The 23,308-nt window shown below is 70.4% G+C and carries 22 protein-coding genes; 11 read left to right on the top strand and 11 right to left on the bottom strand.

Annotation, left to right across the window (positions count from 1 at the left end; genetic code table 11):
* Positions 1–263 precede the first annotated feature (263 nt).
* Positions 264–851: a TetR/AcrR family transcriptional regulator gene (locus AOK03_RS01320; protein ID WP_055563235.1), complete on the bottom strand. Its 588-nt coding sequence runs from the start codon at positions 849–851 to the stop codon at positions 264–266.
* A gap of 107 nt (positions 852–958) precedes the next feature.
* On the opposite strand from AOK03_RS01320, the gene AOK03_RS01315 reads away from it, so the two are divergent.
* Positions 959–1,900 (top strand): NAD(P)-dependent oxidoreductase, encoded by a 942-nt coding sequence (locus AOK03_RS01315; protein WP_055563234.1) that lies wholly within the window; start codon positions 959–961, stop codon positions 1,898–1,900.
* On the opposite strand, the gene AOK03_RS01310 is transcribed toward AOK03_RS01315, so the two are convergent.
* Entirely contained in the window at positions 1,864–3,249 is a 1,386-nt protein-coding gene (locus AOK03_RS01310) for a serine hydrolase domain-containing protein (protein WP_079074390.1), read from the bottom strand. The genes AOK03_RS01315 and AOK03_RS01310 overlap by 37 nt on opposite strands.
* Positions 3,250–3,385: 136 nt before the next feature.
* On the opposite strand from AOK03_RS01310, the gene AOK03_RS01305 reads away from it, so the two are divergent.
* Together AOK03_RS01305 and AOK03_RS40425 are read left to right on the top strand one after the other, a co-directional pair.
* Entirely contained in the window at positions 3,386–4,105 is a 720-nt protein-coding gene (locus AOK03_RS01305; RefSeq protein ID WP_055563232.1) for a TetR/AcrR family transcriptional regulator C-terminal domain-containing protein, read from the top strand.
* 119 nt (positions 4,106–4,224) lie between these two features.
* Complete coding sequence (locus AOK03_RS40425) at positions 4,225–4,404, top strand: hypothetical protein (RefSeq protein ID WP_079074389.1); 180 nt, start codon at positions 4,225–4,227, stop codon at positions 4,402–4,404.
* 208 nt (positions 4,405–4,612) lie between these two features.
* Here the strand turns inward: AOK03_RS40425 and aspS are convergent, their stop codons facing one another.
* Positions 4,613–6,376, bottom strand: coding sequence for an aspartate--tRNA ligase (aspS, locus tag AOK03_RS01300; protein WP_055563231.1), 1,764 nt, complete (start codon positions 6,374–6,376; stop codon positions 4,613–4,615).
* A 164-nt stretch (positions 6,377–6,540) separates the two neighbouring features.
* Here aspS and AOK03_RS01295 point away from each other — a divergent pair, with 164 nt between their 5' ends.
* Complete coding sequence (locus AOK03_RS01295; RefSeq protein ID WP_055563230.1) at positions 6,541–8,790, top strand: SpoIIE family protein phosphatase; 2,250 nt, start codon at positions 6,541–6,543, stop codon at positions 8,788–8,790.
* Here AOK03_RS01295 and AOK03_RS01290 read toward each other — a convergent pair.
* The 3 genes from AOK03_RS01290 to AOK03_RS01280 form a co-directional block, all read right to left on the bottom strand.
* Positions 8,688–9,809: an AI-2E family transporter gene (locus AOK03_RS01290; RefSeq protein ID WP_055563229.1), complete on the bottom strand. Its 1,122-nt coding sequence runs from the start codon at positions 9,807–9,809 to the stop codon at positions 8,688–8,690. The genes AOK03_RS01295 and AOK03_RS01290 overlap by 103 nt on opposite strands.
* A gap of 47 nt (positions 9,810–9,856) precedes the next feature.
* A complete protein-coding gene (locus tag AOK03_RS01285) occupies positions 9,857–10,813 on the bottom strand; it encodes a pirin family protein (protein WP_055563228.1) in 957 nt (318 codons plus the stop codon).
* A gap of 285 nt (positions 10,814–11,098) precedes the next feature.
* Positions 11,099–11,590: an SseB family protein gene (locus AOK03_RS01280; protein WP_055563227.1), complete on the bottom strand. Its 492-nt coding sequence runs from the start codon at positions 11,588–11,590 to the stop codon at positions 11,099–11,101.
* Between the two features lie 119 nt (positions 11,591–11,709).
* Between AOK03_RS01280 and AOK03_RS01275 the strand changes: the two genes are divergently transcribed.
* From AOK03_RS01275 to AOK03_RS01255, 5 genes are all read left to right on the top strand, one after another.
* A complete protein-coding gene (locus AOK03_RS01275; protein ID WP_055563226.1) occupies positions 11,710–13,536 on the top strand; it encodes an acyl-CoA dehydrogenase in 1,827 nt (608 codons plus the stop codon).
* 131 nt (positions 13,537–13,667) lie between these two features.
* Positions 13,668–14,279 (top strand): Uma2 family endonuclease, encoded by a 612-nt coding sequence (locus tag AOK03_RS01270; protein WP_055563225.1) that lies wholly within the window; start codon positions 13,668–13,670, stop codon positions 14,277–14,279.
* A 42-nt stretch (positions 14,280–14,321) separates the two neighbouring features.
* Positions 14,322–15,620 carry a M18 family aminopeptidase gene (locus tag AOK03_RS01265; RefSeq protein ID WP_055563224.1) on the top strand — a complete coding sequence of 433 codons (1,299 nt, stop codon included), beginning with the start codon at positions 14,322–14,324 and terminating at the stop codon, positions 15,618–15,620.
* 91 nt (positions 15,621–15,711) lie between these two features.
* Entirely contained in the window at positions 15,712–15,939 is a 228-nt protein-coding gene (locus tag AOK03_RS01260; protein WP_055563223.1) for a DUF6458 family protein, read from the top strand.
* Between the two features lie 39 nt (positions 15,940–15,978).
* Positions 15,979–16,476, top strand: a complete 498-nt coding sequence (locus AOK03_RS01255) for an LURP-one-related/scramblase family protein (protein WP_055563222.1) — start codon at positions 15,979–15,981, stop codon at positions 16,474–16,476.
* A 99-nt stretch (positions 16,477–16,575) separates the two neighbouring features.
* Here AOK03_RS01255 and AOK03_RS01250 read toward each other — a convergent pair whose 3' ends face one another.
* Positions 16,576–17,394 carry a carbon-nitrogen family hydrolase gene (locus tag AOK03_RS01250; RefSeq protein ID WP_055563221.1) on the bottom strand — a complete coding sequence of 273 codons (819 nt, stop codon included), beginning with the start codon at positions 17,392–17,394 and terminating at the stop codon, positions 16,576–16,578.
* Between the two features lie 135 nt (positions 17,395–17,529).
* On the opposite strand from AOK03_RS01250, the gene AOK03_RS01245 reads away from it, so the two are divergent.
* A complete protein-coding gene (locus AOK03_RS01245) occupies positions 17,530–18,354 on the top strand; it encodes a maleylpyruvate isomerase family mycothiol-dependent enzyme (RefSeq protein WP_055563220.1) in 825 nt (274 codons plus the stop codon).
* 44 nt (positions 18,355–18,398) lie between these two features.
* Here the strand turns inward: AOK03_RS01245 and AOK03_RS01240 are convergent, their stop codons facing one another.
* On the bottom strand, positions 18,399–19,706 hold the full coding sequence (locus AOK03_RS01240) for an MFS transporter (protein WP_055563219.1): 1,308 nt from the start codon (positions 19,704–19,706) through the stop codon (positions 18,399–18,401).
* The gene (locus AOK03_RS01235; RefSeq protein WP_055563218.1) at positions 19,703–20,365 is read right to left on the bottom strand and encodes a GntR family transcriptional regulator; all 663 of its coding nucleotides are present in this window, start codon (positions 20,363–20,365) and stop codon (positions 19,703–19,705) included. Before AOK03_RS01235 ends, AOK03_RS01240 begins: the two co-directional genes overlap by 4 nt.
* 190 nt (positions 20,366–20,555) lie before the next feature.
* On the opposite strand from AOK03_RS01235, the gene AOK03_RS01230 reads away from it, so the two are divergent.
* Positions 20,556–21,452, top strand: a complete 897-nt coding sequence (locus AOK03_RS01230; RefSeq protein WP_244177443.1) for a D-alanyl-D-alanine carboxypeptidase family protein — start codon at positions 20,556–20,558, stop codon at positions 21,450–21,452.
* Between the two features lie 66 nt (positions 21,453–21,518).
* Here AOK03_RS01230 and AOK03_RS01225 read toward each other — a convergent pair whose 3' ends face one another.
* Positions 21,519–22,970 (bottom strand): dihydrolipoamide acetyltransferase family protein, encoded by a 1,452-nt coding sequence (locus AOK03_RS01225; protein ID WP_055563217.1) that lies wholly within the window; start codon positions 22,968–22,970, stop codon positions 21,519–21,521.
* 11 nt (positions 22,971–22,981) lie between these two features.
* On the bottom strand, positions 22,982–23,308 hold a 327-nt coding region (locus tag AOK03_RS01220; protein WP_279616298.1), incomplete at its 5' end, for a transketolase C-terminal domain-containing protein.

The raw sequence follows: 23,308 nt of genomic DNA, 5'->3' as shown, positions 1-23,308 counted from the left end.
GGGGGCGGGGGCGGCCGGGGTCACCGGCGCCGCTGCCGCAGGACCAGAAGTGCTGAGCAGTACGGCAGTTGCCGCGACACCGAGCGCCGCGGTGCGCACGGCGGCACGTATACGTTGATTCACGTGGTTCTTTCGCTTTGGTGCATTGGTTCACAAAAAAGCGCCATGCGGTGGCTATGCACCGCATGGCGCCGAGGACCCTATGTCATTGGTACATACCAATGCACATCGCGTGAACCGGTCACCGCGCGTCTCCGCCGAACTCAGCCCCCGTACGACCCCACCAGCCGCGCCAACTGCCGCCCCGCCGCCCGCAAGGGCTCCTCGCTGCGGGCGACCTGCGCCGTCACCTCGGCGCCCTCCAACGCGCTGATCACTGTGGTCGCCACCTCCCGCGCGTCCTGCGCCGAGAAGCCCGCGCCGAGCAGCCGTTCCTCGACGATCCGCTCCCAGCCGCGCAGCGCCTGCGCGCACACCCGCTGGATCTCCGAGTCGGTACCGAGGGTCTCCAGGGCGGCCGCGGTGACCGGACAGCCGTCGATCCAGCCCGACTCCCGCAGACCGGTGGCCAGTTCGCCCGCGCAGCGTTCGACGGCAAGACCCGGGGCGCCCTCGCCCGCCAGGCCGTCCCGCAGGACCTCGGCGAACTCCTCCGCGCTGTAGGCGATCGCGGCGACCGCGACGGCCTCCTTCCCGCCGGGGAAGAAGTGGTAGACGGAGCCCAGCGTGGCCTCCGCCTCCTTGGCGATCTGCTTGATGCCCGTACCCACGTACCCCTGCCGCTGGATGAGGCGTGCGGCGACGACGACGATCCGGTCGCGGGTACCGAGGGCTGAACTCTTCTGGGCCATGCCGCCACTCTACCCACTATTAAGTAGAGCGTTCGTTCTAGAGACGTGCTACGTTCCTTCCACGCACTGGATAGAGCGATCGTTCTAGTAACCGTCTGGAGTCACGCATGCCTTCCGCATCGCAGTCCGTCACGTCCTCCGCCGCCGTCACACCGGCCGGATCCGTCACCGTGATCGGTCTCGGCCCCATGGGCCAGGCCATGGCCGCCGCCTATCTCGACCGCGGCTACCGCGTCACCCTCTGGAACCGCACCCCGTCCCGCGCCGACGCCCTGGTCGAGCGCGGGGCGATACTCGCCGAGAGCGTCGAGAGCGCCCTGCTCGCCAACGAGTTGGTGATCCTCAGCCTCACCGACTTCGACGCGATGTACGCGATCCTGGGGGCCGCCGAAGGAGCCGTCGCGGGCCGCACCCTCGTGAACCTCAGCTCGGACACCCCGGAGAAGGCGCGGGCGGGAGCCCGTTGGGTGACCGGGCTCGGCGGGACGCATCTGACCGGCGGTGTCCTCTGCCCGCCGCCCCTGATCGGCACCCCGGACACCTCGACCTTCTACAGCGGCCCCCGCGAGGCCTACGACCGGCACCGCGCCGCCCTCGAAGTCATCACCGGCAAGTCCGACCACCGCGGCGAGGACCAGGGCCTCGCCGCGCTGATGTACCAGCTGAACATGGCGGTCTTCTGGCCCGCGATGATCGCCTTCTGGCAGGCCGCGGCCGTGGCCGGCGCGCACGGCCTCTCGGCCCGGGAGATCGCGCCGTACGTCACGGAGAACTTCGCGGGCATGGGCCACTTCGTCGACTTCTACGCGTCCCGCATCGACGCGGGCAACCACACCGGTGACGTGGACCGCACCGCCATGGGCCTGGCCAGCATGGAGCACGTCGTCCACACCGCCTCCGACGCGGGCGTCGACACGGCGTTCCCGGAGGCGGTGCACGACATCTTCCGCCGCGTCGTGGCGGCGGGGCACGGGGCGGACAGCTTCTCGCGGGCGGTCGAGCTGATGCGCGGTCACGACACCTTGGGGGCCACCCGCATCCCGATGTAGCAGCACTCCGTGCCGTCGCTCAGCGTCGAGAACACCACCGGCATGTACCCCTCGCTGAAGGACGGCCCCGCGCCCGTGCCCGCGAAGGCCGTCTCCGTCACGGCGTACAGGTCCACGTCCAGCGGCGGCGAGAAGTCCTTCATCCCGTCCACGAACTCGTAGACCAGGTGGGGTGCGCCGTCGCGCTCGGAGACGGTGATGACGACGCCCGCGCGCTCGTACGTGCCGACGTACCGCGAGAAGTCCACCTCCGGTGCCTGCGCGGGCGGTTCGAACGGGTCCGGCATCCGCACGCCCGCCAGCTCGCCGAGCAGTTCGCGGAAGAGGGCGCCGTAGAGCTCGCGGGCGCCGCCGCCATTGGTGAGGAGCACCACCGCCACGCCCGCCCCGGGGACCACGCGCAGATAGCCGTACTGGCCGATCGCCGCTCCGTCGTGGCCGTAGCCCGCGACTCCGTCCCAGTCGTAGAGGGTCCAGCCGAGGCCCCAGCCGTCCGCGCCGACCGTCCACTTGTCGGGCACGTCGACCACGCGGCGCCGCATCTCCTCGACGGTCTCCGCGGCCAGCAGCCGCGTCCCGTCGGGGGCCGTGCCGCCGTCGAGGTGCAGGCGGGCCAGCCGGGCCACGTCACCGGCGGAGACCAGGACCCTGCCGTAGGGGCCCGCCGAGCGCGGCATCAGGTCCCAGGCGGGGGCCGGGTCCGGGTCCTGACCGGGCTCCCCGAGGTGGCTCATCGCGACGCGATACGAGAGGGCCTCCTCGGGCAGCGTCATGGAGCGCTCCAGGCCGAGGGGGGTGAAGAGGCGGTCCTTGAGGGCCTGGTCCCAGGTCTGTCCCGTGAGCACCTCGATGATCCGGCCGAGGACGTTGTAGCCGAGGCTGCTGTAGGAGACGGCGGTGCCGGGGCGGCAGTCCATGGCCACGCCCCTGGCCGCCTCGACGTACCGGGCCAGGCAGTCGTCGCCGCGCCCCGCGTCGTAGGTGAAGTCGCACGTCAGCCCGCTCGTGTGGGAGAGGAGCTGGCGCGTGGTGATGGAGCGGGTCGCCTCGGGGTCGGCGGCCTCGAACTCCGGGAGCATCCCCTTCACCGGGGCGTCCAGGTCCAGTTCGCCCGCGTCGGCCAAGCGCATGATCAGCGTCGCCGTGCAGACCTTGGCGATCGAGCCGGACTGGAACACCGAGTCCGTGGTCACCGCCGCCCCGGTGCCGCGGTGCAGCACGCCGCTCGCCAGCTCGTGGAGCTCCCCGTCGACGAGGACCGCGAGCGTGGCGCCCGGCACGTGGTGGGCGGCGCGCAGCTCGTCGAACCGGGCCTGCCAGCGGGCGAGTTCGAACCTGGTCTCCGGCATGGTGTCCTCCACGATCATCGGTGCGTACGTCGTGCTCGCCTTGCGAACACCGTACGCATGAGGATCACCGTGCGCAAGATGCGTACGGCGTGCGCTACGGTGGTGACGACCGCCCGCATCCCACCAGGAGGCCCCCATGCCCGCCGAGCAGAAGCCCGAGATCGCCTCGGTCTGGACCCGTCCGCGCCGCCAGCGCGAGCAGCTGAGCCGGGAGCAGATCGTGGCCGAGGCCGTGCGGCTGCTGGACGCGGACGGGATCGAGGCGCTCAGCATGCGCAAGCTCGGCACCCGGCTCGACGCGGGCGCCACCTCGCTCTACCGGCACGTCGCCAACAAGGACGAGCTGATCGAGCTCGTCGTCGACGAGGTCTATGGAGAGCTGACGGTGCCCACCGCGGCCGGTCCCGAGGAGTGGCGGGACGCCGCGGCCCGCAGCGCGTACAGCCTGCGGGCGATGATTCTGCGCCACCCTTGGGTCGCCTCCGTGCTCGGCCAGGTCGGCCTCGTCCACCTCGGCCCGAACGTGACGAAGATGTCGGAGCGGATGGCCGCGGTGTACCGGACGGCGGGATTCCGCGAAGCCGAAACCGAACTGGCCCTCAGCACCGTCATCTCCTATGTGATCGGAATGGCGACGAGCGAGGCCGCGTACCTCTCCCTGATCGCCCGAAGCGGCAGGACAGAGCGGGAGTTCGCGGAGACCTTGCGGAGGGGCGGGGCGGCGTCAGAAGGGGACGGCGGCGCGGGGGACGCCCGCGCCGAGGATCCGGAGAAGGTGCGCGAGGAGACCTTCGACTACGGACTCCAGCGCGTGCTCGACGGCCTGCGGACGCGGCTGGACTCGACGGCCCCTTGAATTCCGCTCGGTCAGGCTGCCCACTGAAACGGGAGATACGCATCACGGTGAGCTAAGTCATGCGCAAGGGCGGCCTAAATTGACGGCGCCTTCACACCTGCGTACGTAAGCTTCACGACATGGCCACGACTCCCTCTTCCGATCGGCGACGCACCGCCGACGAGGTCAACGAGGAAATCCGTGCGCTGTGGCTGCGTGCCGGCGGCCGCCTCCGCCCGGACGAACGCCTCGTGTACGAACGGCTCGTGACGGAGTGGGCCGAGGCAGAAGCCAACTCCTCCGCGAGCCCAGCAGCTTGACCTGACGCCCCTTCCGCAGACAGCGCCCCGCCAGGGGCCGCGGTCCAGGCCCGCTGTCAGGGGCGCGGGGCCGTGACATGGGCGGCTCCGCCGCGTGGCGCGACCAGCCCCCACGCACCCGCAGCCGAAGCAACCACCAAAAGGCCCCCGGAACCAAGGTTCCGGGGGCCTTAAACGCGACGTCCCCCCGTCGCCGGGGGGAAATCCGCTACTGCGCCGCAGGCTTCCGCAGCGAGATGTTCAGCTCCCGCAGACGCGACTCGTCCAGCTCGGTCGGCGCGCCCATCATCAGGTCCTGCGCGTTGCCGTTGAGCGGGAAGGAGATCGTCTCGCGGATGTTCGGCTCGTCGGCGAGGAGCATCACGATGCGGTCGACGCCCGGGGCGATGCCGCCGTGCGGGGGGGCGCCGAGGCGGAAGGCCTTCAGCATGCCCTTGAACTCGTGCTCGACGGTCTCCGCGTCGTAACCCGCGATCTCGAAGGCCTTCAGCATGACGTCGGGCTCGTGGTTACGGATGGCGCCGGAGGAGAGCTCGATGCCGTTGCAGACGATGTCGTACTGCCAGGCGAGGATGTCCAGCGGGTCCTTCTCCTCCAGGTCCTTCATGCCGCCCTGCGGCATCGAGAAGGGGTTGTGGGAGAAGTCGATCTTGCCGGTGTCCTCGTCCTTCTCGTACATCGGGAAGTCGACGATCCAGCAGAAGCGGAAGACGCCCTCCTCGAAGTGACCGGCGCGCTTGGCGGCCTCGACGCGGACCGCGCCCATGATCTTCGAGACCTCGTCGAACTCGCCCGCGCCGAAGAAGACGGCGTGACCGGCCTCCAGGCCGAGGCGCTTGGTGAGCTCCTCGACGTTCGCCTCGGTCAGGAACTTGGCGATCGGGCCCGTCAGCGAACCGTCCTCGGCGACGCGCACCCAGGCCAGGCCCTTCGCGCCCTGCTCGACCGCGTAGTCACCGAGGCCGTCGAAGAACTTGCGGGACTGCGACGCCGTGTCCGGCACCGGCAGGGCGCGCACGTGCTTGCCCGCGAAGGCCTTGAACTCCGAGCCCTCGAAGATGTCGGTGATGTCGACCAGTTCGAGCTTGGCGCGCAGGTCCGGCTTGTCGTTTCCGTACTTCAGCATCGACTCGCGGAACGGGATGCGCGGGAACGGCGAGGTGACCTCGCGGCCGCCGCCGAACTCCGTGAAGAGCTCCGTCATCAGCTTCTCGATGGGGCGGAAGACGTCCTCCTGCTCCACGAAGCTCATCTCGACGTCGAGCTGGTAGAACTCGCCGGGCGAGCGGTCCGCGCGGGCGTCCTCGTCGCGGAAGCACGGCGCGATCTGGAAGTACCGGTCGAAGCCCGAGATCATCAGCAGCTGCTTGAACTGCTGCGGGGCCTGCGGGAGCGCGTAGAACTTGCCGGGGTTCAGGCGGGACGGGACCACGAAGTCACGCGCGCCCTCGGGGGAGGTCGCGGTGAGGATCGGCGTCGCCATCTCGTTGAAGCCGAGGGCCACCATCTTCGAACGGATCGAGGCGATCACCGCGCTGCGCAGCATGATGTTGCGGTGCATGCGCTCGCGGCGCAGGTCCAGGAAGCGGTACTCCAGGCGGCGCTCCTCGTTCACGCCGTCCTCGGCGTTGATCGTGAAGGGCAGCGGGCCCGCCGCGCCGAGCACCTCGACCTCGGAGGCCTCGATCTCGACCTCGCCGGTGGGCAGCTCCGGGTTGACGTTGTCCGTGCCGCGCGAGACGACCTTGCCGTCGACGCGGACGACCGTCTCCTTGGAGAGCTTGTCCAGGACCTCGGCGGCCTTGGTGCCCGGGCGGGCCACCAGCTGCGTGATGCCGTAGTGATCGCGGAGATCGATGAAGAGAATGCCGCCCAGGTCTCGGCGATTGTGCAGCCAGCCGCTCAGCCGGACGTCGGTGCCGACGTCAGAGGCGCGGAGCTCGCCGCAGGTGTGGGACCTGTACCGATGCATCGTCGTTCATCCAGTCTTCGCGAATAGGGGAGAGAGCAGACCCCCACAAGGCTACCGTCCGGTCGAAGATCGGTTTCCGGATATCCGTGGGAGCCGCCCGCCGGAGGGCCCGGTACGACGGGGCTCGGTGGCGGCTCGCGTGTACATCTTCCTAAAGTGGGTCAATGCGCACCGACGATCCCCGGCTACAGGTGGGGGACGACTCCCTGCCTCCCGTACGGGACGTCCTGGCCGCCATCGCGACCGGACTGTGGCGCTGGGACAACACGTCCGGGACCGTCACGCTCGACGCCGAGGCGGCCCGGCTCCTCGGTCTGCCCGCCCGCGCCCAGACCCTGACCGAGGCCGGCGTGCGCTCCCGTTTTCACCCGGTCGACTGGAACGAGATATACGGAACCGTCCAGCTCGCCGTCGCCGAGGGCACCCTCGCCGAGGCCCGGCTGCGGATCATGGACGAGACGGGGCGGCGGGTCCTGCGGATCGTGCGCAGCCGCTCCAAGCCCGTGCAGCACGGGACGGGCGAGGCGTACGAGCTGATCGGCACCCTGCAGGAGGTGACCGACCCCGCGCCCGGGTCCGCGGCCCGCACCCCGGTCACGGGCGACTGGCGCCGCTCCCGCGAGGCGTTCCTGCTGGACGCGGGGCGGGCGCTCGCCGAGGCGCGGTCCACGGAGGAGGTCCTCAGGGTCGCCGCGGGGCTCTCCATGCCGGGGTTCTCGCCGGACGGCCTCGCGGTCTTCGGGGTGGAGGGCGAGCGGCTGACGATCATCGGGCACCACGGCCACCAGCCCGGTGACGACGGGCCCTTCTCCGCGATGCCCATGGACACCGACTATCCGGCCGCGGAGGTGGTGCGCACCGGCCGGGCCGTCTATCTGTCCACGCCGGAGGACTACCGCAGGCGCTATCCGGCCTCCTGGCCGCTGGCCAGCCGCTTCGAGCGGCAGTCGTGGGCGTTCCTGCCGCTGACGGTCGCGGGGCGCACGATGGGCACGTGGATGGCCGCGTTCACGTATCCCGTCTCGTTCACGCCCGACGAGCGCTCCGTCCTGACGACGGTGGCGCGGATGCTGGCGCAGGCCCTCTCGCGGGCCGGGGTCGCGGAGTCCGAGCGGGAGCTGACGGAGGGCCTGCAGCGCTCGATGCTGCCGATGCTCGGGCCGCAGATCCCCGGCATGAGCGTGGCCGCCCGCTATGTGCCGACCGGCGGCGGGCTGCAGGTCGGCGGCGACTGGTACGACATGATTCCGCTGCCCAGCGGCCGCATCGCCTTCGTCATCGGCGACGTGCAGGGCCACGACGTGCGGGCGGCGGGCCTGATGGGCCAGCTGCGGATCGCCCTGCGCGCGTACGCCTCCGAGGGGCACCGCCCCGACGCGGTCCTGTCCCGCGCCACCCGCTTCCTCTCCGGGATCACGGAGTCCATCACCTACGGATCGAGCGGCACGGGCGCGGGCGAGGCCACCGAGTACGACCCGCGCTTCGCGACCTGCCTGTACGTGGAGGCCGACCCGGCGACCGGCGTCCTGGAGATGGCCCGCGCGGGCCACCCCGAACCCGCGATACGCATGGCCGACGGAACGGTTCTCCTGCGGCCCACCGCGGGCGGCCTGCCGCTCGGCATCGACCCGGACGCCGACTACCCCACGACCCGGCTCGTCCTAGAGGCCGGCGAGACCATGCTGATCTGCACCGACGGCCTCATCGAGACCGGCGGCCACGACCTAGACAGCGGCTGGTCGCGGATCAGGACGACCCTGGAGGAGTACGCGGGCGAGGGCGAGTCCGACGGCCTGGAGCAGCTCGCCGACGCGCTCGTGCAGGCCGTGCACGGGCCCTCCTCGCACCACACCACGGGCCCGCTGGCGGACCGCCGCGAGGACGACATAGCCGTGCTGCTGCTGAGCAGGACGGGCCGCTCCGAGCAGCGCGCGGACGCCCGCCGCACGGTCCTGACCATCGCCCAGGCCGAGCCGGAGCGCATCGCGGGGGCCCGCAGCCATCTGCGGGACCTGCTGCACGACTGGGCGGACGACGACCAGGTCGACTCGGCGGTCCTGATGGTCTCCGAGATGCTCACGAACGTCCTCGTGCACACGGACGGCGACGCCCTGATGGTCGCCGAGGTGACCGGCGAGCCCGGGGCGCGGCGGCTGCGGGCCGAGGTCGCGGACGGCAGCGACGACCTGCCGCACAAGCGGCACCCGGGCGAGCTGGCCTCGTCGGGGCGCGGCCTGGTCCTGATGGAGCTGCTCGCCGGGGCGTGGGGCGTGGATCCGCGCGGCGACGGCAAGAGCATCTGGTTCGAGCTCTACGAGGACGCGGGGTCGCCCGGGGCCGGTGGGGACGCGGTCGTGGAGGTGGACGTGGACGACCTGCCGGATCTGCCCGACGTACCCGACGTGCCCGCGTAGCGCGACCGCAACTCCGAGACGATGCCGAACGCGGCCGCCGTCAGCGGCACCGCGAGCAGCATCCCGAGGATTCCCGCCACCGAGGCCCCGGCGGTGATCGCCAGCATCACCACCGCCGGATGCATCTGCACGGTCCGGCTCTGGATCATCGGCTGGAGGATGTGGCCTTCGAGGACCTGCACGGCGAGGACCACGCCGAGCGCCCACAGCGCGATGGCGAAGCCCCGGTCGGCGAGGGCGACCAGGATGGCGACGGCGCCGGACAGGAACGCGCCCAGGTAGGGGATGTAGGCGCCGACGAAGACCAGGGCGCCCAGGCCCCAGGCGCCGGGGACGCCGAGGATCAGCAGGCCGACGGTGATGCACAGGGCGTCGATGAACGCGATGATCGTGGTCCCGCGCATGAAGCCCTCGATGGCCTCGAAGGCGCGGCGGGCCATGGCCTCGATGGAGTCGGCGCTGTCGCCGGGGGCGAGCTGGCGCAGGGTGCCCATCGCGCGCTCCGAGTCGCGCAGGAAGAAGAAGACGAGCAGCAGCGCGAGGACGGCCATCGCCATCATCTCGCCGACCGTGCTGAGGCCGCTGATCACTCCGGAAGCGGCGGTGCCGCCGAACTTGCCGAAGAGCTCCTTGGCGTTGGACGCCATGTCGTCGAGGGAGGTCCCGGCCGCGCCGAAGTACTTCGAGAGGTCCGTCGCGGCCTGCTTGAGCGAGGCGACGATCTGGTCCCCGCTGTCGATCAGCGCCTTCACCACGATGTACGTGGCCCCGCCGACGACGGCGACGACGGCCGCGCAGGTGAGACCGGCCGCGAGGGAGCGCTGGACCTTCATCCTGAGCAGGCGCCGGTACAGCGGTCCGAGGAGCGCGGTGCCGAGGAGCGCGAGGAGGACGGGGGTCACCGCGGTCTTGAAGGTGACACAGAGCCAGACCCCCACGGCGGCCACGCCGGTGACGAGGAGGGCGACGACGCACCAGGCGGCGGTGCGGCGCACGGGCTCGGGCAGGAGGGTGCTCACCCCTCCTACCCGAACACGGGGTCACGCGCCCCGCACGTTATGTACGGCTACATGCCGTGCACGGCGGGGACCGTGCCGAGCAGGCCCTTCTGGAAATCCTCGAAGGCCTGCTGGAGCTCGGCCTGACTGTTCATCACGAACGGGCCGTAGTGCGCCATCGGCTCCCGGATCGGCTGCCCGCCGAGCAGCACGACCTCCAGGTCGGGGGCGTGCGCGTCCTGCCGCTCGTCGGCGCGGACGGTCAGCGAGGACCCGGCGCCGAAGACCGCGGTCTGCCCCATGTGCACGGGGCGCCGCTCGGTGCCCACGCTGCCGCGTCCGGCGAGGACGTACGCGAGTCCGTTGAAGTCCTCGCGCCAGGGCAGCGTCACCTCGGCACCGGGCCGCACGGTCGCGTGGATCATCGTGATCGGCGTGTGCGTGATGCCGGGGCCCTCGTGCCCGTCGAGCTCGCCCGCGATGACGCGGAGCAGCGCGCCGCCGTCGGGCGTGGAGAGCAGCTGGACCTGGCCGCCGCGGATGTCCTGGTAGCGGGGGTCCATCATCTTGTCCTTGGCGGGCAGGTTCACCCACAGCTGGAGGCCGTGGAAGAGCCCGCCGGACTGGACGAGGGACTCCGGCGGCGCCTCGATGTGCAGCAGGCCGCTGCCCGCCGTCATCCACTGGGTGTCGCCGTTCTGGATGGTGCCGCCGCCACCGTTGGAGTCCTGGTGGACGAACGTGCCGTCGATCAGGTACGTGACCGTCTCGAAGCCCCGGTGGGGGTGCCAGGGGGTGCCCTTCGGCTCGCCCGCCTCGTACTCCACCTCACCCATCTGGTCCATCATGATGAACGGGTCGAGGTACTTGTAGTTGATTCCCGCGAAGGCCCGGCGCACCGGGAATCCCTCGCCCTCGAATCCGCTCGGCGCCGTGGTCACGGCGAGCACGGGGCGCGGCGTCGCATCGGCCTGCGCCACCACTCGGGGCAGGGTCAGCGGGTTCTCGACAGTCACTGCAGGCATGGTCGGTACCTCCTGTGCACTCACTTTAGTTGAACGTAGAACTTTCTGCCACCTGGAACGAGTGGAGCCCGGAGGGAATTCCCTCCGGGCTCCATGAGCGGCCAGAAACGATCCACGAACTACACGACGGACTACGGGGGGCCACCCCCCAGGGGCGCGGGGAACTGCGCGACCAGCCACAACGAACCCGCAGCCGAAACCCGCCCACCGCCCCCGCAAGGCCGAAGGCCGAAGGCCGAGCACCAGGGCACCGCCCAGGGCCCAGGGCCCAGGGGCCAGAAAAGATCAGCCGTACATGCGCCGCATCGCGAAGTCGACCATCTGCTCCACGGCCTTCGCGTCGAAGACCATGCGGTGCTCGCCCTCCATGTCCAGGACGAAGCCGTACCCCGTCGGGAGCAGGTCGATGACCTCCGCGCCGGTGATCACGAAGTACTTGGAGTCCTTGCCCGCGTACCGGCGCAGCTCCTTGAGGGAGGTGAACATCGGAATCACGGGCTGCTGGGTGTTGTGCAGCGCGAGGAAGCCGGGGTTGTCGCCGCGCGGGCAGTAGACCTTCGACGTGGCGAAGGCCTGCTGGAAGTCCTCGGCGGACATCGACCCCGTCGTGAAGGCGCGCACCGCGTCCGCGAGGGACGGCGGCGAGGGCTCGGGATAGAGCGGAGGCTGCTGGCCGTAGCCACCGCCGGGCATGCCCTGCATCTGCTGCGGCGGCGGCTGCGCGCCCGGCGGAGCGTACTGCTGCTGGGCGCCGGGATTCTGGTCGTAGCCGTACATGCGCGTAAGCGTACTGAGTCACACATGGGCGCTTAGGGGTTGCGTCTTATTACCGGCGGGTAGCATCATCGTAGCTACTTGCTGGTATTCATCCCTTTCCTGCTTACGGAGCCTTCGCCATGGGCCACTACAAGTCGAATCTCCGCGACATCGAGTTCAACCTCTTCGAGGTGCTCGGCCGCGACAAGCTGTACGGCACCGGCCCGTTCGCGGAGATGGACGTCGACACCGCCAAGAGCATCCTCGACGAACTGCGCCGCCTCGCGGAGAACGAGCTGGCCGAGTCCTTCGAGGACGCGGACCGCAACCCGCCGGTCTTCGACCCCGCCACCAACACCGCCCCGGTGCCCGCGACGTTCAAGAAGAGCTACCAGGCCTTCATGGACTCCGAGTACTGGCGCCTCGGCCTGCCCGAGGAGATCGGCGGCACGACCTCCCCGCGCTCCCTGATCTGGGGCTACGCGGAGCTGCTGCTCGGTGCGAACCCGGCGGTCTGGATGTACTCCTCCGGTCCCGCCTTCGCGGGCATCCTCTTCGAGGAGGGCAACGAGGCGCAGAAGAAGGTCGCCTCGATCGCCGTCGAGAAGCAGTGGGGCTCGACGATGGTCCTGACCGAGCCGGACGCCGGTTCGGACGTGGGCGCGGGCCGCACCAAGGCCGTGCAGCAGGAGGACGGCTCCTGGCACATCGAGGGCGTGAAGCGCTTCATCACGTCCGGCGAGCACGACATGTCGGAGAACATCCTCCACTACGTCCTCGCCCGCCCCGAGGGCCACGGCCCCGGCACCAAGGGCCTCTCCCTCTTCCTCGTACCGAAGTACGAGTTCGACTGGGAGACCGGCGAGCTGGGCGAGCGCAACGGCGTGTACGCCACGAACGTCGAGCACAAGATGGGCCTCAAGGCCTCCAACACCTGCGAGATGACGTTCGGCGACCAGCACCCCGCCAAGGGCTGGCTGATCGGCGACAAGCACGACGGCATCCGCCAGATGTTCCGCATCATCGAGTTCGCCCGCATGATGGTCGGCACGAAGGCCATCGCGACGCTCTCGACGGGCTACCTGAACGCGCTGGAGTACGCCAAGGAGCGCGTCCAGGGCCCCGACCTGGCCCAGTTCATGGACAAGGCCGCGCCGAAGGTGACGATCACCCATCACCCGGACGTGCGCCGCTCCCTGATGACGCAGAAGGCGTACGCGGAGGGCATGCGCGCCCTGGTGCTGCACACCGCGGCCGTCCAGGACGACATCCAGGTCAAGGAGGCGGCGGGCGAGGACGCGTCGCAGCTGCACGCCCTCAACGACCTGCTCCTGCCCATCGTGAAGGGCTACGGCTCGGAGAAGTCGTACGAGCAGCTGGCGCAGTCGCTCCAGACGTTCGGCGGCTCGGGGTACCTCCAGGAGTACCCGATCGAGCAGTACATCCGGGACGCCAAGATCGACACCCTCTACGAGGGCACCACCGCGATCCAGGGCCAGGACTACTTCTTCCGGAAGATCGTCCGCAACCAGGGCGCCGCCCTGAACGGCCTCGCCGAGGAGATCAAGAAGTTCCTCGCGGTCGGCACGGGCGGCGAGCAGCTGGCCGGCGCCCGCGAGGAGCTGGCCAAGGCCGCGGTCGAGCTGGAGGCCATCGTCGGCGTCATGCTGACCGACCTCGCGGCCACGGAGCAGGACGTCAAGTCCATCTACAAGGTGGGCCTCAACACCACCCGCCTCCTGATGGCGTCGGGCGACGTGGTCGTCGGCTACCTCCTCCTGCGCGGTGCCGCGGTCGCCGCCGAGAAGCTGGAGACCGCCTCCGCCAAGGACAAGGCCTTCTACGAGGGCAAGATCGCCGCGGCCAAGTTCTTCGCCACGAACGTCCTCCCGAACGTCGCCGGTGAGCGCAAGCTCGCCGAGGCGGTCGACCTGGACCTGATGGAGCTGGACGAGGCGGCGTTCTAGTCCGCGGACCCGTACGGGCTTCTTTCGCACGTCAGCGCGATGCCGCCACCCGATCCTTTCGGGTGGCGGCATCGTCGTATGCGCTGGGTACGCTGACGGAACGGCCGAGAATCCCGTCCATGGGAGGAACCATGACCGCTGAGCCCCGCACCGACGCGCTCCACGCGCTCCAGTCCGACGGCTCGGCATGGCCGATGCCGCCGCAGGACGGCTACACCACGGACGACTTCTTCAGCCTCGACCTCCCGCCGCACACCGAATTGATCGACGGGAGCCTGGTCTTCGTGAGTCCGCAGCGCAAGTTCCACACACTGGCCATGTACCTCTTGGAGCAAGGGCTGCGCGCCACCGTCCCCGAGCACCTGCGCGTACGCCGTGAGATGGCCGTCGTCCTCGGTCACAAGCAGGCACCGGAGCCGGACCTGGTGGTGGTGGCTGCGGAGGCCGACTCCGACCAGACCCAGACTCGCTACCAGGCCGATGACGTCCTGCTCGCCGTCGAGGTCGTCTCCCCCGACTCCGAAGAGCGCGACCAGGACACCAAGCCCCGCAAGTACGCCGCAGCCGGAATCCGGCACTACTGGCTGGTCACCATGGACGAGAACAACCGGCCCGCCGTCCACACCTACGAGCTCGACCCGCACACCGGCACGTACGCGCCCACCGGCATCCACCACGACCGGCTCAAGCTCGCCGTGCCGTTCACGATCGACATCGACCTCACCGAGATCGACCGCCTCTGATCGCCCCGCCACCGGGCCCACGGCCCCATTAGGCTGGCTGGCATGCGCACACCCTCCGGCCCCTTCGACCGCGGCCACACCGAAGACCTGATGACCTTCCTCGCGGCGAGCCCCACGCCGTACCACGCCGTGGCGAGCGCCGCCGAGCGTCTGGAGAAGGCCGGGTTCCGGCAGGTCGAGGAGACCGACGCCTGGGACGGTACGACCGGCGGCAAGTACGTGCTGCGCGGCGGCGCCATCATCGCCTGGTACGTCCCGGAGGGCGCGTCCGCGCACACCCCCTTCCGTATCGTCGGCGCCCACACCGACTCCCCCAACCTGCGCGTGAAGCCGCAGCCCGACGCGGGCTCGCACGGCTGGCGCCAGGTCGCCGTCGAGATCTACGGCGGCCCGCTGCTCAACTCCTGGCTCGACCGCGACCTCGGCCTCGCCGGACGCCTCACGCTGCGCGACGGCACCACGCGGCTCGTGAACATCGACCGGCCGCTGCTGCGCGTGCCCCAACTGGCCATCCACATGGACCGGTCCGTGCACACCGACGGGCTCAAGCTCGACAAGCAGAAGCACATGCAGCCCATCTGGGGCCTCGGCAGCGACGTCCACGAGGGCGACCTGATCGGCTTCCTGGAGGACGAGACCGGTCTCGGCGAGGGCGACGTCACCGGCTGGGACCTCATGACGTACGCCATCGAGGCACCGGCCTTCCTCGGCCGCGACCGCGAGCTCGTCGCGGGGCCTCGCATGGACAACCTCCTGTCCGTGCACTCCGCGACGGCGGCCCTCGCGGCCGTCTCCGCCCAGGAGGACCTCCCGTACATCCCCGTGCTCGCCGCCTTCGACCACGAGGAGAACGGCTCGCAGTCCGACACCGGCGCCGACGGCCCGCTCCTCGGCAGCGTGCTCGAACGGTCCGTGTTCGCGCGCGGAGGGTCGTACGAGGACAAGGCGCGGGCGTTCGCCGGGACCGTCTGCCTCTCCTCCGACACCGGTCACGCCGTGCACCCCAACTACGCGGAGCGGCACGACCCGACGCACCACCCGCGCGCCAACGGCGGGCCCATCCTCAAGGTGAACGTGAACAATCGTTACGCCACCGACGGTTCGGGCCGCGCGGTGTTCGCCGCCGCGTGCGAGAAGGCGGGCGTCCCCTTCCAGTCGTTCGTCTCCAACAACGCGATGCCGTGCGGCACGACGATCGGCCCCATCACCGCGGCCCGGCACGGCATCAAGACCGTCGACATCGGCGTCGCGATCCTGTCCATGCACAGCGTGCGCGAGCTGTGCGGCGCCGACGACCCGCACATGCTGGCCAACGCGCTGGTGGCGTTCCTGGAGGGCTGAGCGGAGGGACCGCCCCCGAATGTCTGTGTGGTCGCGAGGGACCCGGGTACCCGGTGACCTCGTAGCCACTAACAGCAGGGAGGCGGTCCATATGGGCCTCGGCGGATGCATACTTCTGATCGCCGTGGGTGCCATCCTCACGTTCGCGACCGACTGGGAGATGGACGGGCTCAACGTCACCGTCGCCGGAGTCATCATGATGGCCGTGGGCCTCATCGGGGTCGCCGTCTTCACCAGCATCGCCCGCCGCCGGCGGACGGTCCCGCCGGTCGCGCAGACCACGGTCGTCGAGCCGGATCAGCAGCCCCGCGGCTACTGACGGTGTCCGAAGTGCGGCGCTTCGGGGTAGTCATGCGCCATGAGACTTCTCGTACGCGACCGCATGCTCGGCATCGGTGACGACTACTGGATCGAGGACGACCAGGGCCGCAAGGTCTTCCTCGTCGACGGCAAGGCCATGCGCCTGCGCGACACCTTCGAGCTGAAGGACATGCAGGGCAGGGTCCTCATCGACATCCACGCCAAGATGCTCGCCCTGCGCGACACGATGGTCATCGAGCGGGAGGGCGAGCCGCTCGCGCGGGTCAAGCGCAAGCGCCTGTCGCTGCTGCGCAACCACTACCGCGTCGAGCTGGTCGACGGCACCGAGCTGGACGTCAGCGGCAAGATCCTCGACCGCGAGTTCGCCATCGAGTACGACGGCGAGCTGCTCGCCGACATCTCGCGCCGCTGGTTCCACGTGCGCGAGACGTACGGCCTGCAGATCACGCGCGAGGACGCCGACCCCGCGCTCCTCCTGGCCGTCGCGGTCTGCGTGATCCGCCTGGCGGAGAAGGAGCGGGGGGACGACGACTGACGGGACGGGGCGCGGCGGAGCCACGCTTCAGGCGCGCGGGGAACCGCGCGACCAGCCACGACGAACCCGCGGCCGCGATCCCGGCAGGGGAAATCCCCGCTAGGCGCCCCGAGCCCCCCGCAGGGGCGGCGCCTGCCCGAGAAGCCGATCCTTCAGCGCCGGAAACTGCTCCCGAGTGGCAGCGACCTTCGCGGGGTCGAGGTCGACGGTGAGGACCTCCTCACCGTCGCCCGCCTCCGCGAGCACCTCGCCCCACGGATCGACGACGACACTGTGCCCGGCCTGCGGAACCCCCGCGTGCGCCCCACCCGTGCCGCACGCCAGGACGTACACCTGGTCCTCGACCGCCCGCGCCCGCGCGAACAGCAGCCAGTGCTCCCGGCGCCGCGCGGGCCACCCCGCGGGCACCACGAACATCTCGGCGCCCGCGTCGACCAGCCCCCGGAAGAGCTCGGGGAAGCGCAGGTCGTAGCAGGTCGCGAGGCCGAGCGTGGCGTCCGGCGTGCGCACGGTCGCCAGCTCGGAGCCCGCCGCCATCATGACGGCCTCGCCCTTGTCGAAGCCGAAGCGGTGGATCTTCCGGTAGGCGGCGGCGAGCTCACCGGCCGGGGAGAAGACGAGCGAGGTGTTGTAGAGCGGGCCCTCGGGGTCCCGCTCGGGGATCGAGCCCGCGTGCAGCCAGACGCCCGCCTCGCTCGCGGCCTTCGACATGGCCTCGTACGTCGGGCCCTCCAGGGGCTCCGCCTCGGCCGCGAAGGACTCGTACGCGAAGGCGCCCGTCGTCCACAGTTCGGGGAGAACGACCAGATCCGATCCCTCCCGCGCGCTCACTTCACGTACAAGTGAAGCAACCCGCGGCCTACGGGAATTGACCGGTTCGTCCTCGTCTACGGCGATCTGGATGAGGGAGGCGCGCACACTACCACCGTCCTGGCATTCGAGCCGTCAACACGGGCCTACGATCGTCACACGAAAGCACTGCCGGGGTGCCTGCGGGCAGCGTAACTTAACGTCTCAGACACCCACCGCCCGCGCACAACCGCAAGGGGTCCCGTGAGTCTCCATCCCAGCCTGCAAACCTACGCCGATGCCTGGACGCACTCCGTCGAAGCGATATCCGAGCTGGTGTCGCCGCTCGCCGAGGGGGAGTGGAACTGGGCCACCCCCTGCCCCGGCTGGTCGGTGCGCGACATCGTCTCCCATGTCATAGGCCTGGACTGCGAGATGCTGGGCGACCCCCGCCCGATCCACACCCTGCCCCGCGACCTCTACCACGTACAGACCGAGGGCCAGCGGTACATGGAGATGCAGGTCGACGTGCGGCGCCACCACACCGCGCCGGAGATGACCTCCGAGCTGGAGTACACGATCATCCGCCGCTCCCGGCAGCTGCGGAACGAGTCGCGGGAGCCCGCCACCAAGATCCGCGGCCCCCTCGGCTCCGAGCAGACCCTCGAACTGGCCATGCGGCTGCGGGCCTTCGACGTGTGGGTGCACGAGCAGGACCTCCGCACGACCCTGCGCAAGCCCGGCAACCTCGACTCCCCCGGGGCGTTCGTCACCCGGGACCTGCTCCTCCAGGGCCTCCCGAAGGTCGTCGGCGAGAAGGCGGGCGCCCCCGCGAACTCGGCGGTGGTCTTCGACGTGAGCGGTCCCGTCGAGTTCCTGCGCACGGTCCGCATCGACGCCGACGGCAAGGGCACCGTCGACAACGCGCCCTCGCTGGGTCCGCTCGCCACCCTCGGCCTCGACTGGGAGACGTATTTCAGGCTCGCCTGCGGCCGCGTGACGTACGCATCCGTCGCGGACCGCGTCAAGGTCGAGGGCGACCACGAACTGGCGGACGCGATCCTGCGGGACTTCGCGGTGACGCCCTGACCCTGCCGACGGACAAGGGCGTGACGGACGAGGGCGCGCCCGCTTCAGGCAGGGACGTGCACGGCCTCGACGCGGCTGGCGACGAGCTGCTCCCGCTCCCTTCGCACCGCACGTGACCCCAGCCGCAGGATCTGGACGAGCCCGAGGGCCTCCAGGACGAAGACGGCGGAGAAGGCGATCCGGTAGTTGTCGCCGGTCGCGTCGAGCAGCACACCGATCGCGAGCAGCGTCGTCATGGAGGCGATGAAGCCGCCCATGTTGGTGATGCCCGAGGCCGTGCCCTGCCGCTCCGGCGGGTTGGCGGGCCGCGCGAAGTCGAAGCCGATCATGGAGGCGGGTCCGCAGGCACCGAGGACCGAGCACAGGACGATCAGCAGCCACATCGGCGCGTGGTCCCCGGGATAGGCGAGCGTGGCCGCCCAGGCCGCCGCCGTCGTCCCGATGGTGCCGAGCGCCAGCGGGAGGCGGGCGGCGTGGTGCCGGGCCACGATCTGGCCGTAGACGAGACCGATCACCATGTTGGACAGCACGACGAGCGTGAGCAGTTCACCGGCGGCCGCCCGGGACAGGCCCTGCGCCTCGACGAGGAACGGCAGGCCCCACAGCAGCAGGAAGACCATCGCGGGGAACTGCGTCGTGAAGTGCACCCACAGACCGAGCCGGGTGCCCGGCTCCCGCCAGGACAGCGCGATCTGCTTGCGCACGAAGGCCGCTCCGCTGTGCCGCACCGGCTCCGGCTCGTGCCCCTCGGGGTGGTCCTTCAGGAACAGGGTCATCAGGACGAGGACGACGACACCGCACAGCGCGCTGCCCGCGAAGGCGGCGGTCCAGCCGACGGAGTGCAGCAGCCGGGCCAGGACGAGCGTCGAGACGAGGTTGCCCGCCATGCCGACGAGGCCCGCGAGCTGGGCCACCATCGGGCCGCGCCGGGCCGGGAACCAGCGGGTGCCCAGCCGCAGGACGCTGATGAAGGTCAGCGCGTCGCCGCAGCCGAGCAGGGCGCGGGAGACGAGCGCCATTCCGTACGAGGGCGAGAAGGCGAAGCCGAGCTGCCCGATCGTGAAGAGGACCACTCCGATGGTCAGCACCTTCTTGGTGCCGAGCCGGTCGACCATCAGGCCGACGGGTATCTGCATGCCCGCGTAGACGAGCAGCTGGAGTATGGAGAAGGTCGACAGCGCCGACGCGTTGACGTGGAACCGGTCCGCGGCATCGAGCCCCGCGACGCCGAGGGACGTCCGGAAGATGACGGCGACGAAGTAGACGGCGACGCCGATCGACCAGACGAGGACCGCCTTCTTGCCGCCGGGGGGATCACCGGGCAGCGAGACGGGTGCGGCTGCGGAGCTCATCGGACCTCGCCCCGCGCCAGGTTCTGGAACCAGCCGACGTGCCGGGTGACCACGGCGACCGCCGCGTCGGCGTCGCCGCGGCGCAGCGCGTCGAGGATCTCCTCGTGCTCGGCGAGGGTCTTCGCGATCCGGTCGGGGTGGGAGTGCATCACGGCGACGCCCATCCGCAGCTGCCGGTCGCGCAGCTGGTCGTAGAGGCGGGAGAGGATCTCGTTGCCGCCGCTGCGCACGATCTCCGCGTGGAAGCAGCGGTCGGTGACCGCGGCCTCCGCGAGGTCCCCGGCGGCGGCCTGCGCGCGCTGCCGGTCCAGGAGCTCCGCCAGGCGGCCGATCAGCCCCGCGGGGGCGGGGACCGCCTTGCGCACCGAGTGCGTCTCGACGAGCAGCCGCGTCTCGACGACGTCCGCGATCTCCTGGGCGGAGACGGGCAGCACGAGCGCGCCCTTCTTCGGGTAGAGCCGCAGCAGGCCCTCCACTTCGAGCTTCAGCAGCGCCTCGCGCACCGGGGTGCGGGACACCCCCACGGCCTCCGCGAGCTCGCCCTCGGTGAGGAGCGTGCCGCCCTCGTAACGGCGTTCCAGGACGGCTTGCTTGACGTGCGCGTAGACGCGTTCGGCGGCGGGGGGCCGCTTGGCGGCGGCGAGAGCGGAGGCTGGCATGCGCACAGCATAGATACAACAGGTATACAGAGGTGTCACTGTCCACATGGCGGGCACCCGGTGCCGCGCGATGGATGGAGATTCCCCAATTACCCGACATCACTGCGCATCCATCCGCCCCTCTCGTTCGTCTACTGAGTGAGCGGCACCCTCATGCAGCCGCAGCCCAGGGGCATTTGGAGCATTTGACTTGAATACCGGCATCAAGGGCGTACGACGCGCATCGGCCGTCCTCGTCACCGCGAGCGCGATGCTCGCCGGCGGCGCCCTCACCACCCCGGCCCACGCGGCCGCACCGCCGAAGCCGTCCATCGTCGCCAAGGGCGGCTATGTGATGAACAACGCGACGGGGAAGAGCCTCTTCACCAAGTCCGCCGACACCCGGCGTTCCACCGGCTCGACGACGAAGATCATGACGGCGCGCGTGGTCCTCGGCCAGCGGAACCTCAACCTGAATTCCAAGGTCAAGGTCGACAAGGCATACAGCGACTACATCGTCCGCAACAACTACGCCTCCTCGGCCCGCCTGATCGTCGGCGACAAGGTCACCGTCCGCCAGCTCCTGTACGGCCTGATGCTGCCGTCCGGCTGCGACGCGGCGTACGCGCTCGCGGACAAGTTCGGCAAGGGCTCGACCCGCGCCAAGCGCGTGAAGAACTTCATCGGCCAGATGAACTCGACCGCCAAGACCCTCGGCATGCGGAACACGCACTTCGACTCGTTCGACGGCATCGGGCACGGCGCGAACTACTCGACGCCCCGCGACCTGACGAAGCTCGCCAGCAACGCGATGAAGTACTCCACGTTCCGCACGGTCGTGAAGACCAAGTCGACGAAGCAGAAGGTCACCACGAAGTCCGGTGGCTACCGCAACATGTCGTGGACGAACACGAACACGCTCCTCGGCTCCTACCGCGGCGCCATCGGCGTGAAGACGGGCTCCGGCCCCGAGGCCAAGTACTGCCTCGTCTTCGCGGCGACCCGCAACGGCAAGACGGTCATCGGCACGGTCCTGACCTCTTCCTCGCTGAACAACCGCACCGCGGACGCGAAGAAGCTCATGGACTACGGCTTCAAGGTGGCGTAACGACACGGTCGGTACGGAGAAGGGCCCCGCCGCGTCGTCGCGGCGGGGCCCTTCTCCGTCACCTGCTCACGCCCAGGTCATGAGCCGCTTCGGCTGCTCCAGGACGGCCGCCACATCGGCGAGCACCTTCGAGCCCAGCTCCCCGTCCACCAGGCGGTGGTCGAAGGACAGCGCCAGCGTCGTCACCTGGCGGGGCTTGACCTTGCCCTTGTGGACCCACGGCTGGAGCTTGATCGCGCCGACCGCGAGGATCGCGGACTCGCCGGGGTTCAGGATCGGCGTGCCCGTGTCGACGCCGAAGACACCGACGTTCGTGATCGTGACCGTGCCGCCCTGCATGGCGCCGGGCGAGGTCTTGCCCGCACGGGCCGTGGACACCAACTCGCCGAGCGACTCGGCCAGTTCGGGCAGGGTCTTGGCGTGCGCGTCCTTGATGTTCGGCACGATGAGACCGCGCGGGGTGGCCGCGGCGATGCCCAGGTTCACGTAGTGCTTCTGGACGATCTCCTGGTTCGCGTCGTCCCAGGCGGCGTTGACGTCCGGGTTCCGCTTGATCGCCACGAGCAGGGCCTTGGAGATGAGCAGCAGCGGATTGACCCGCAGCCCGTCGAAGGCCTTGTCCTGCTTGAGCTCCTCGACCAGCTTCATCGTCCGCGTCACGTCGATCGTCACGAACTCCGTGACGTGCGGCGCCGTGAACGCCGAGCCGACCATCGCCTGCGCGGTGGCCTTGCGGACGCCCTTGACCGGGATGCGGGTCTCGCGGGCGTCCGTGCTCACGGTGCCCGGCGTGACCGCGGGCGCCGCCGGGTCGGGCGCCCGGGTCGCCTGCGGGACCGGTGCGGCGGCCGGGGCCGGAGCCGCCGCCGCGTGCACGTCCTCGCGGGTGATGATCCCGTCGGGACCGGACGGCGTGACCGTCGCGAGGTCCACGCCGAGGTCCTTGGCGAGCTTGCGGACCGGCGGCTTGGCGAGCGGCCGGGCGCCGTTGTGCCCGTTCAGGGACTGGCTCTGCGGGGCCACCGGCGCCTGCTGGGCCACCGGCTCCGCGGCGGGCGCCTCCGTCGGCGGGGCCTTCCTGGCCCGGCGCTTGGTGGAGGACTCGGCGACGCCGTACCCCACGAGGACGGGCTTGCGGCCCTCCGGGGCGGCGGGCTCGGCCTCTGCCGCGGCCTCGGGAGCCGTCGCCGGTTCCGGCACCGCGACCGGCTCGGGCGCCGCCTCCGGCGTGGGGGCCGGGGCACCCGCGCTCGCGCCGCCCGACACGTCCACGGCGATGATCACCTGGCCGACGTCGACCGTGGTGCCCTCCGGGAACCGGAGCTCACGCACGACGCCGTTGAACGGAATGGGCAGCTCGACGGCCGCCTTGGCCGTCTCGACCTCGCACACGACCTGGCCGTCGGTGACCGTGTCACCGGGCTGTACGTACCACTTGAGGATCTCCGCCTCGGTGAGCCCCTCGCCCACGTCGGGCATCTTGAACTCGGCAAGAGCAGTGTCTGTCATCGTCGTCACGACCCTCTCCCTCAGTACGCCAGCGAGCGGTCGACGGCGTCGAGCACCCGGTCGAGGCCCGGCAGGTACTCCTCCTCCAGGCGCGCCGGCGGGTACGGCGCGTGATAGCCGCCGACCCGCAGCACGGGCGCCTCCAGGTGGTAGAAGCACCGCTCGGTGATGCGCGCCGCGATCTCCGCGCCCGTGCCCAGGAAGACCGGGGCCTCATGGACGACGACGAGCCGCCGCGTCTTCTCGACGGACGTCTGCACGGAGTCGAAGTCGACCGGCGACATCGAGCGCAGGTCGACGACCTCCAGGGACTTGCCCTCTTCCTCGGCGGCCGCGGCCGCCTCCAG

The sequence above is a fragment of the Streptomyces atriruber genome (assembly GCF_001418325.1).
GTDB classification, from domain to species: Bacteria; Actinomycetota; Actinomycetes; order Streptomycetales; family Streptomycetaceae; genus Streptomyces; species Streptomyces atriruber.
This window is presented reverse-complemented; position numbering and strand designations above follow the sequence as displayed.

Bases quoted from the DNA above. Each gene is read 5' to 3' on its own strand.
- AOK03_RS01305 (WP_055563232.1), top strand. From the start codon at position 3,386: ATGCCCGCCGAGCAGAAGCCCGAGATCGCCTCGGTCTGGACCCGTCCG.
- AOK03_RS01280 (WP_055563227.1), bottom strand. From the start codon at position 11,590: ATGTACGGCTACGACCAGAATCCCGGCGCCCAGCAGCAGTACGCTCCG.
- AOK03_RS01235 (WP_055563218.1), bottom strand. From the start codon at position 20,365: ATGCCAGCCTCCGCTCTCGCCGCCGCCAAGCGGCCCCCCGCCGCCGAA.
- AOK03_RS01275 (WP_055563226.1), top strand. From the start codon at position 11,710: ATGGGCCACTACAAGTCGAATCTCCGCGACATCGAGTTCAACCTCTTC.
- AOK03_RS01260 (WP_055563223.1), top strand. From the start codon at position 15,712: ATGGGCCTCGGCGGATGCATACTTCTGATCGCCGTGGGTGCCATCCTC.
- AOK03_RS01240 (WP_055563219.1), bottom strand. From the start codon at position 19,706: ATGAGCTCCGCAGCCGCACCCGTCTCGCTGCCCGGTGATCCCCCCGGC.
- AOK03_RS40425 (WP_079074389.1), top strand. From the start codon at position 4,225: ATGGCCACGACTCCCTCTTCCGATCGGCGACGCACCGCCGACGAGGTC.
- AOK03_RS01315 (WP_055563234.1), top strand. From the start codon at position 959: ATGCCTTCCGCATCGCAGTCCGTCACGTCCTCCGCCGCCGTCACACCG.
- AOK03_RS01310 (WP_079074390.1), bottom strand. From the start codon at position 3,249: ATGCCGGAGACCAGGTTCGAACTCGCCCGCTGGCAGGCCCGGTTCGAC.
- AOK03_RS01295 (WP_055563230.1), top strand. From the start codon at position 6,541: ATGCGCACCGACGATCCCCGGCTACAGGTGGGGGACGACTCCCTGCCT.
- aspS (WP_055563231.1), bottom strand. From the start codon at position 6,376: ATGCATCGGTACAGGTCCCACACCTGCGGCGAGCTCCGCGCCTCTGAC.
- AOK03_RS01270 (WP_055563225.1), top strand. From the start codon at position 13,668: ATGACCGCTGAGCCCCGCACCGACGCGCTCCACGCGCTCCAGTCCGAC.
- AOK03_RS01265 (WP_055563224.1), top strand. From the start codon at position 14,322: ATGCGCACACCCTCCGGCCCCTTCGACCGCGGCCACACCGAAGACCTG.
- AOK03_RS01285 (WP_055563228.1), bottom strand. From the start codon at position 10,813: ATGCCTGCAGTGACTGTCGAGAACCCGCTGACCCTGCCCCGAGTGGTG.
- AOK03_RS01320 (WP_055563235.1), bottom strand. From the start codon at position 851: ATGGCCCAGAAGAGTTCAGCCCTCGGTACCCGCGACCGGATCGTCGTC.
- AOK03_RS01255 (WP_055563222.1), top strand. From the start codon at position 15,979: ATGAGACTTCTCGTACGCGACCGCATGCTCGGCATCGGTGACGACTAC.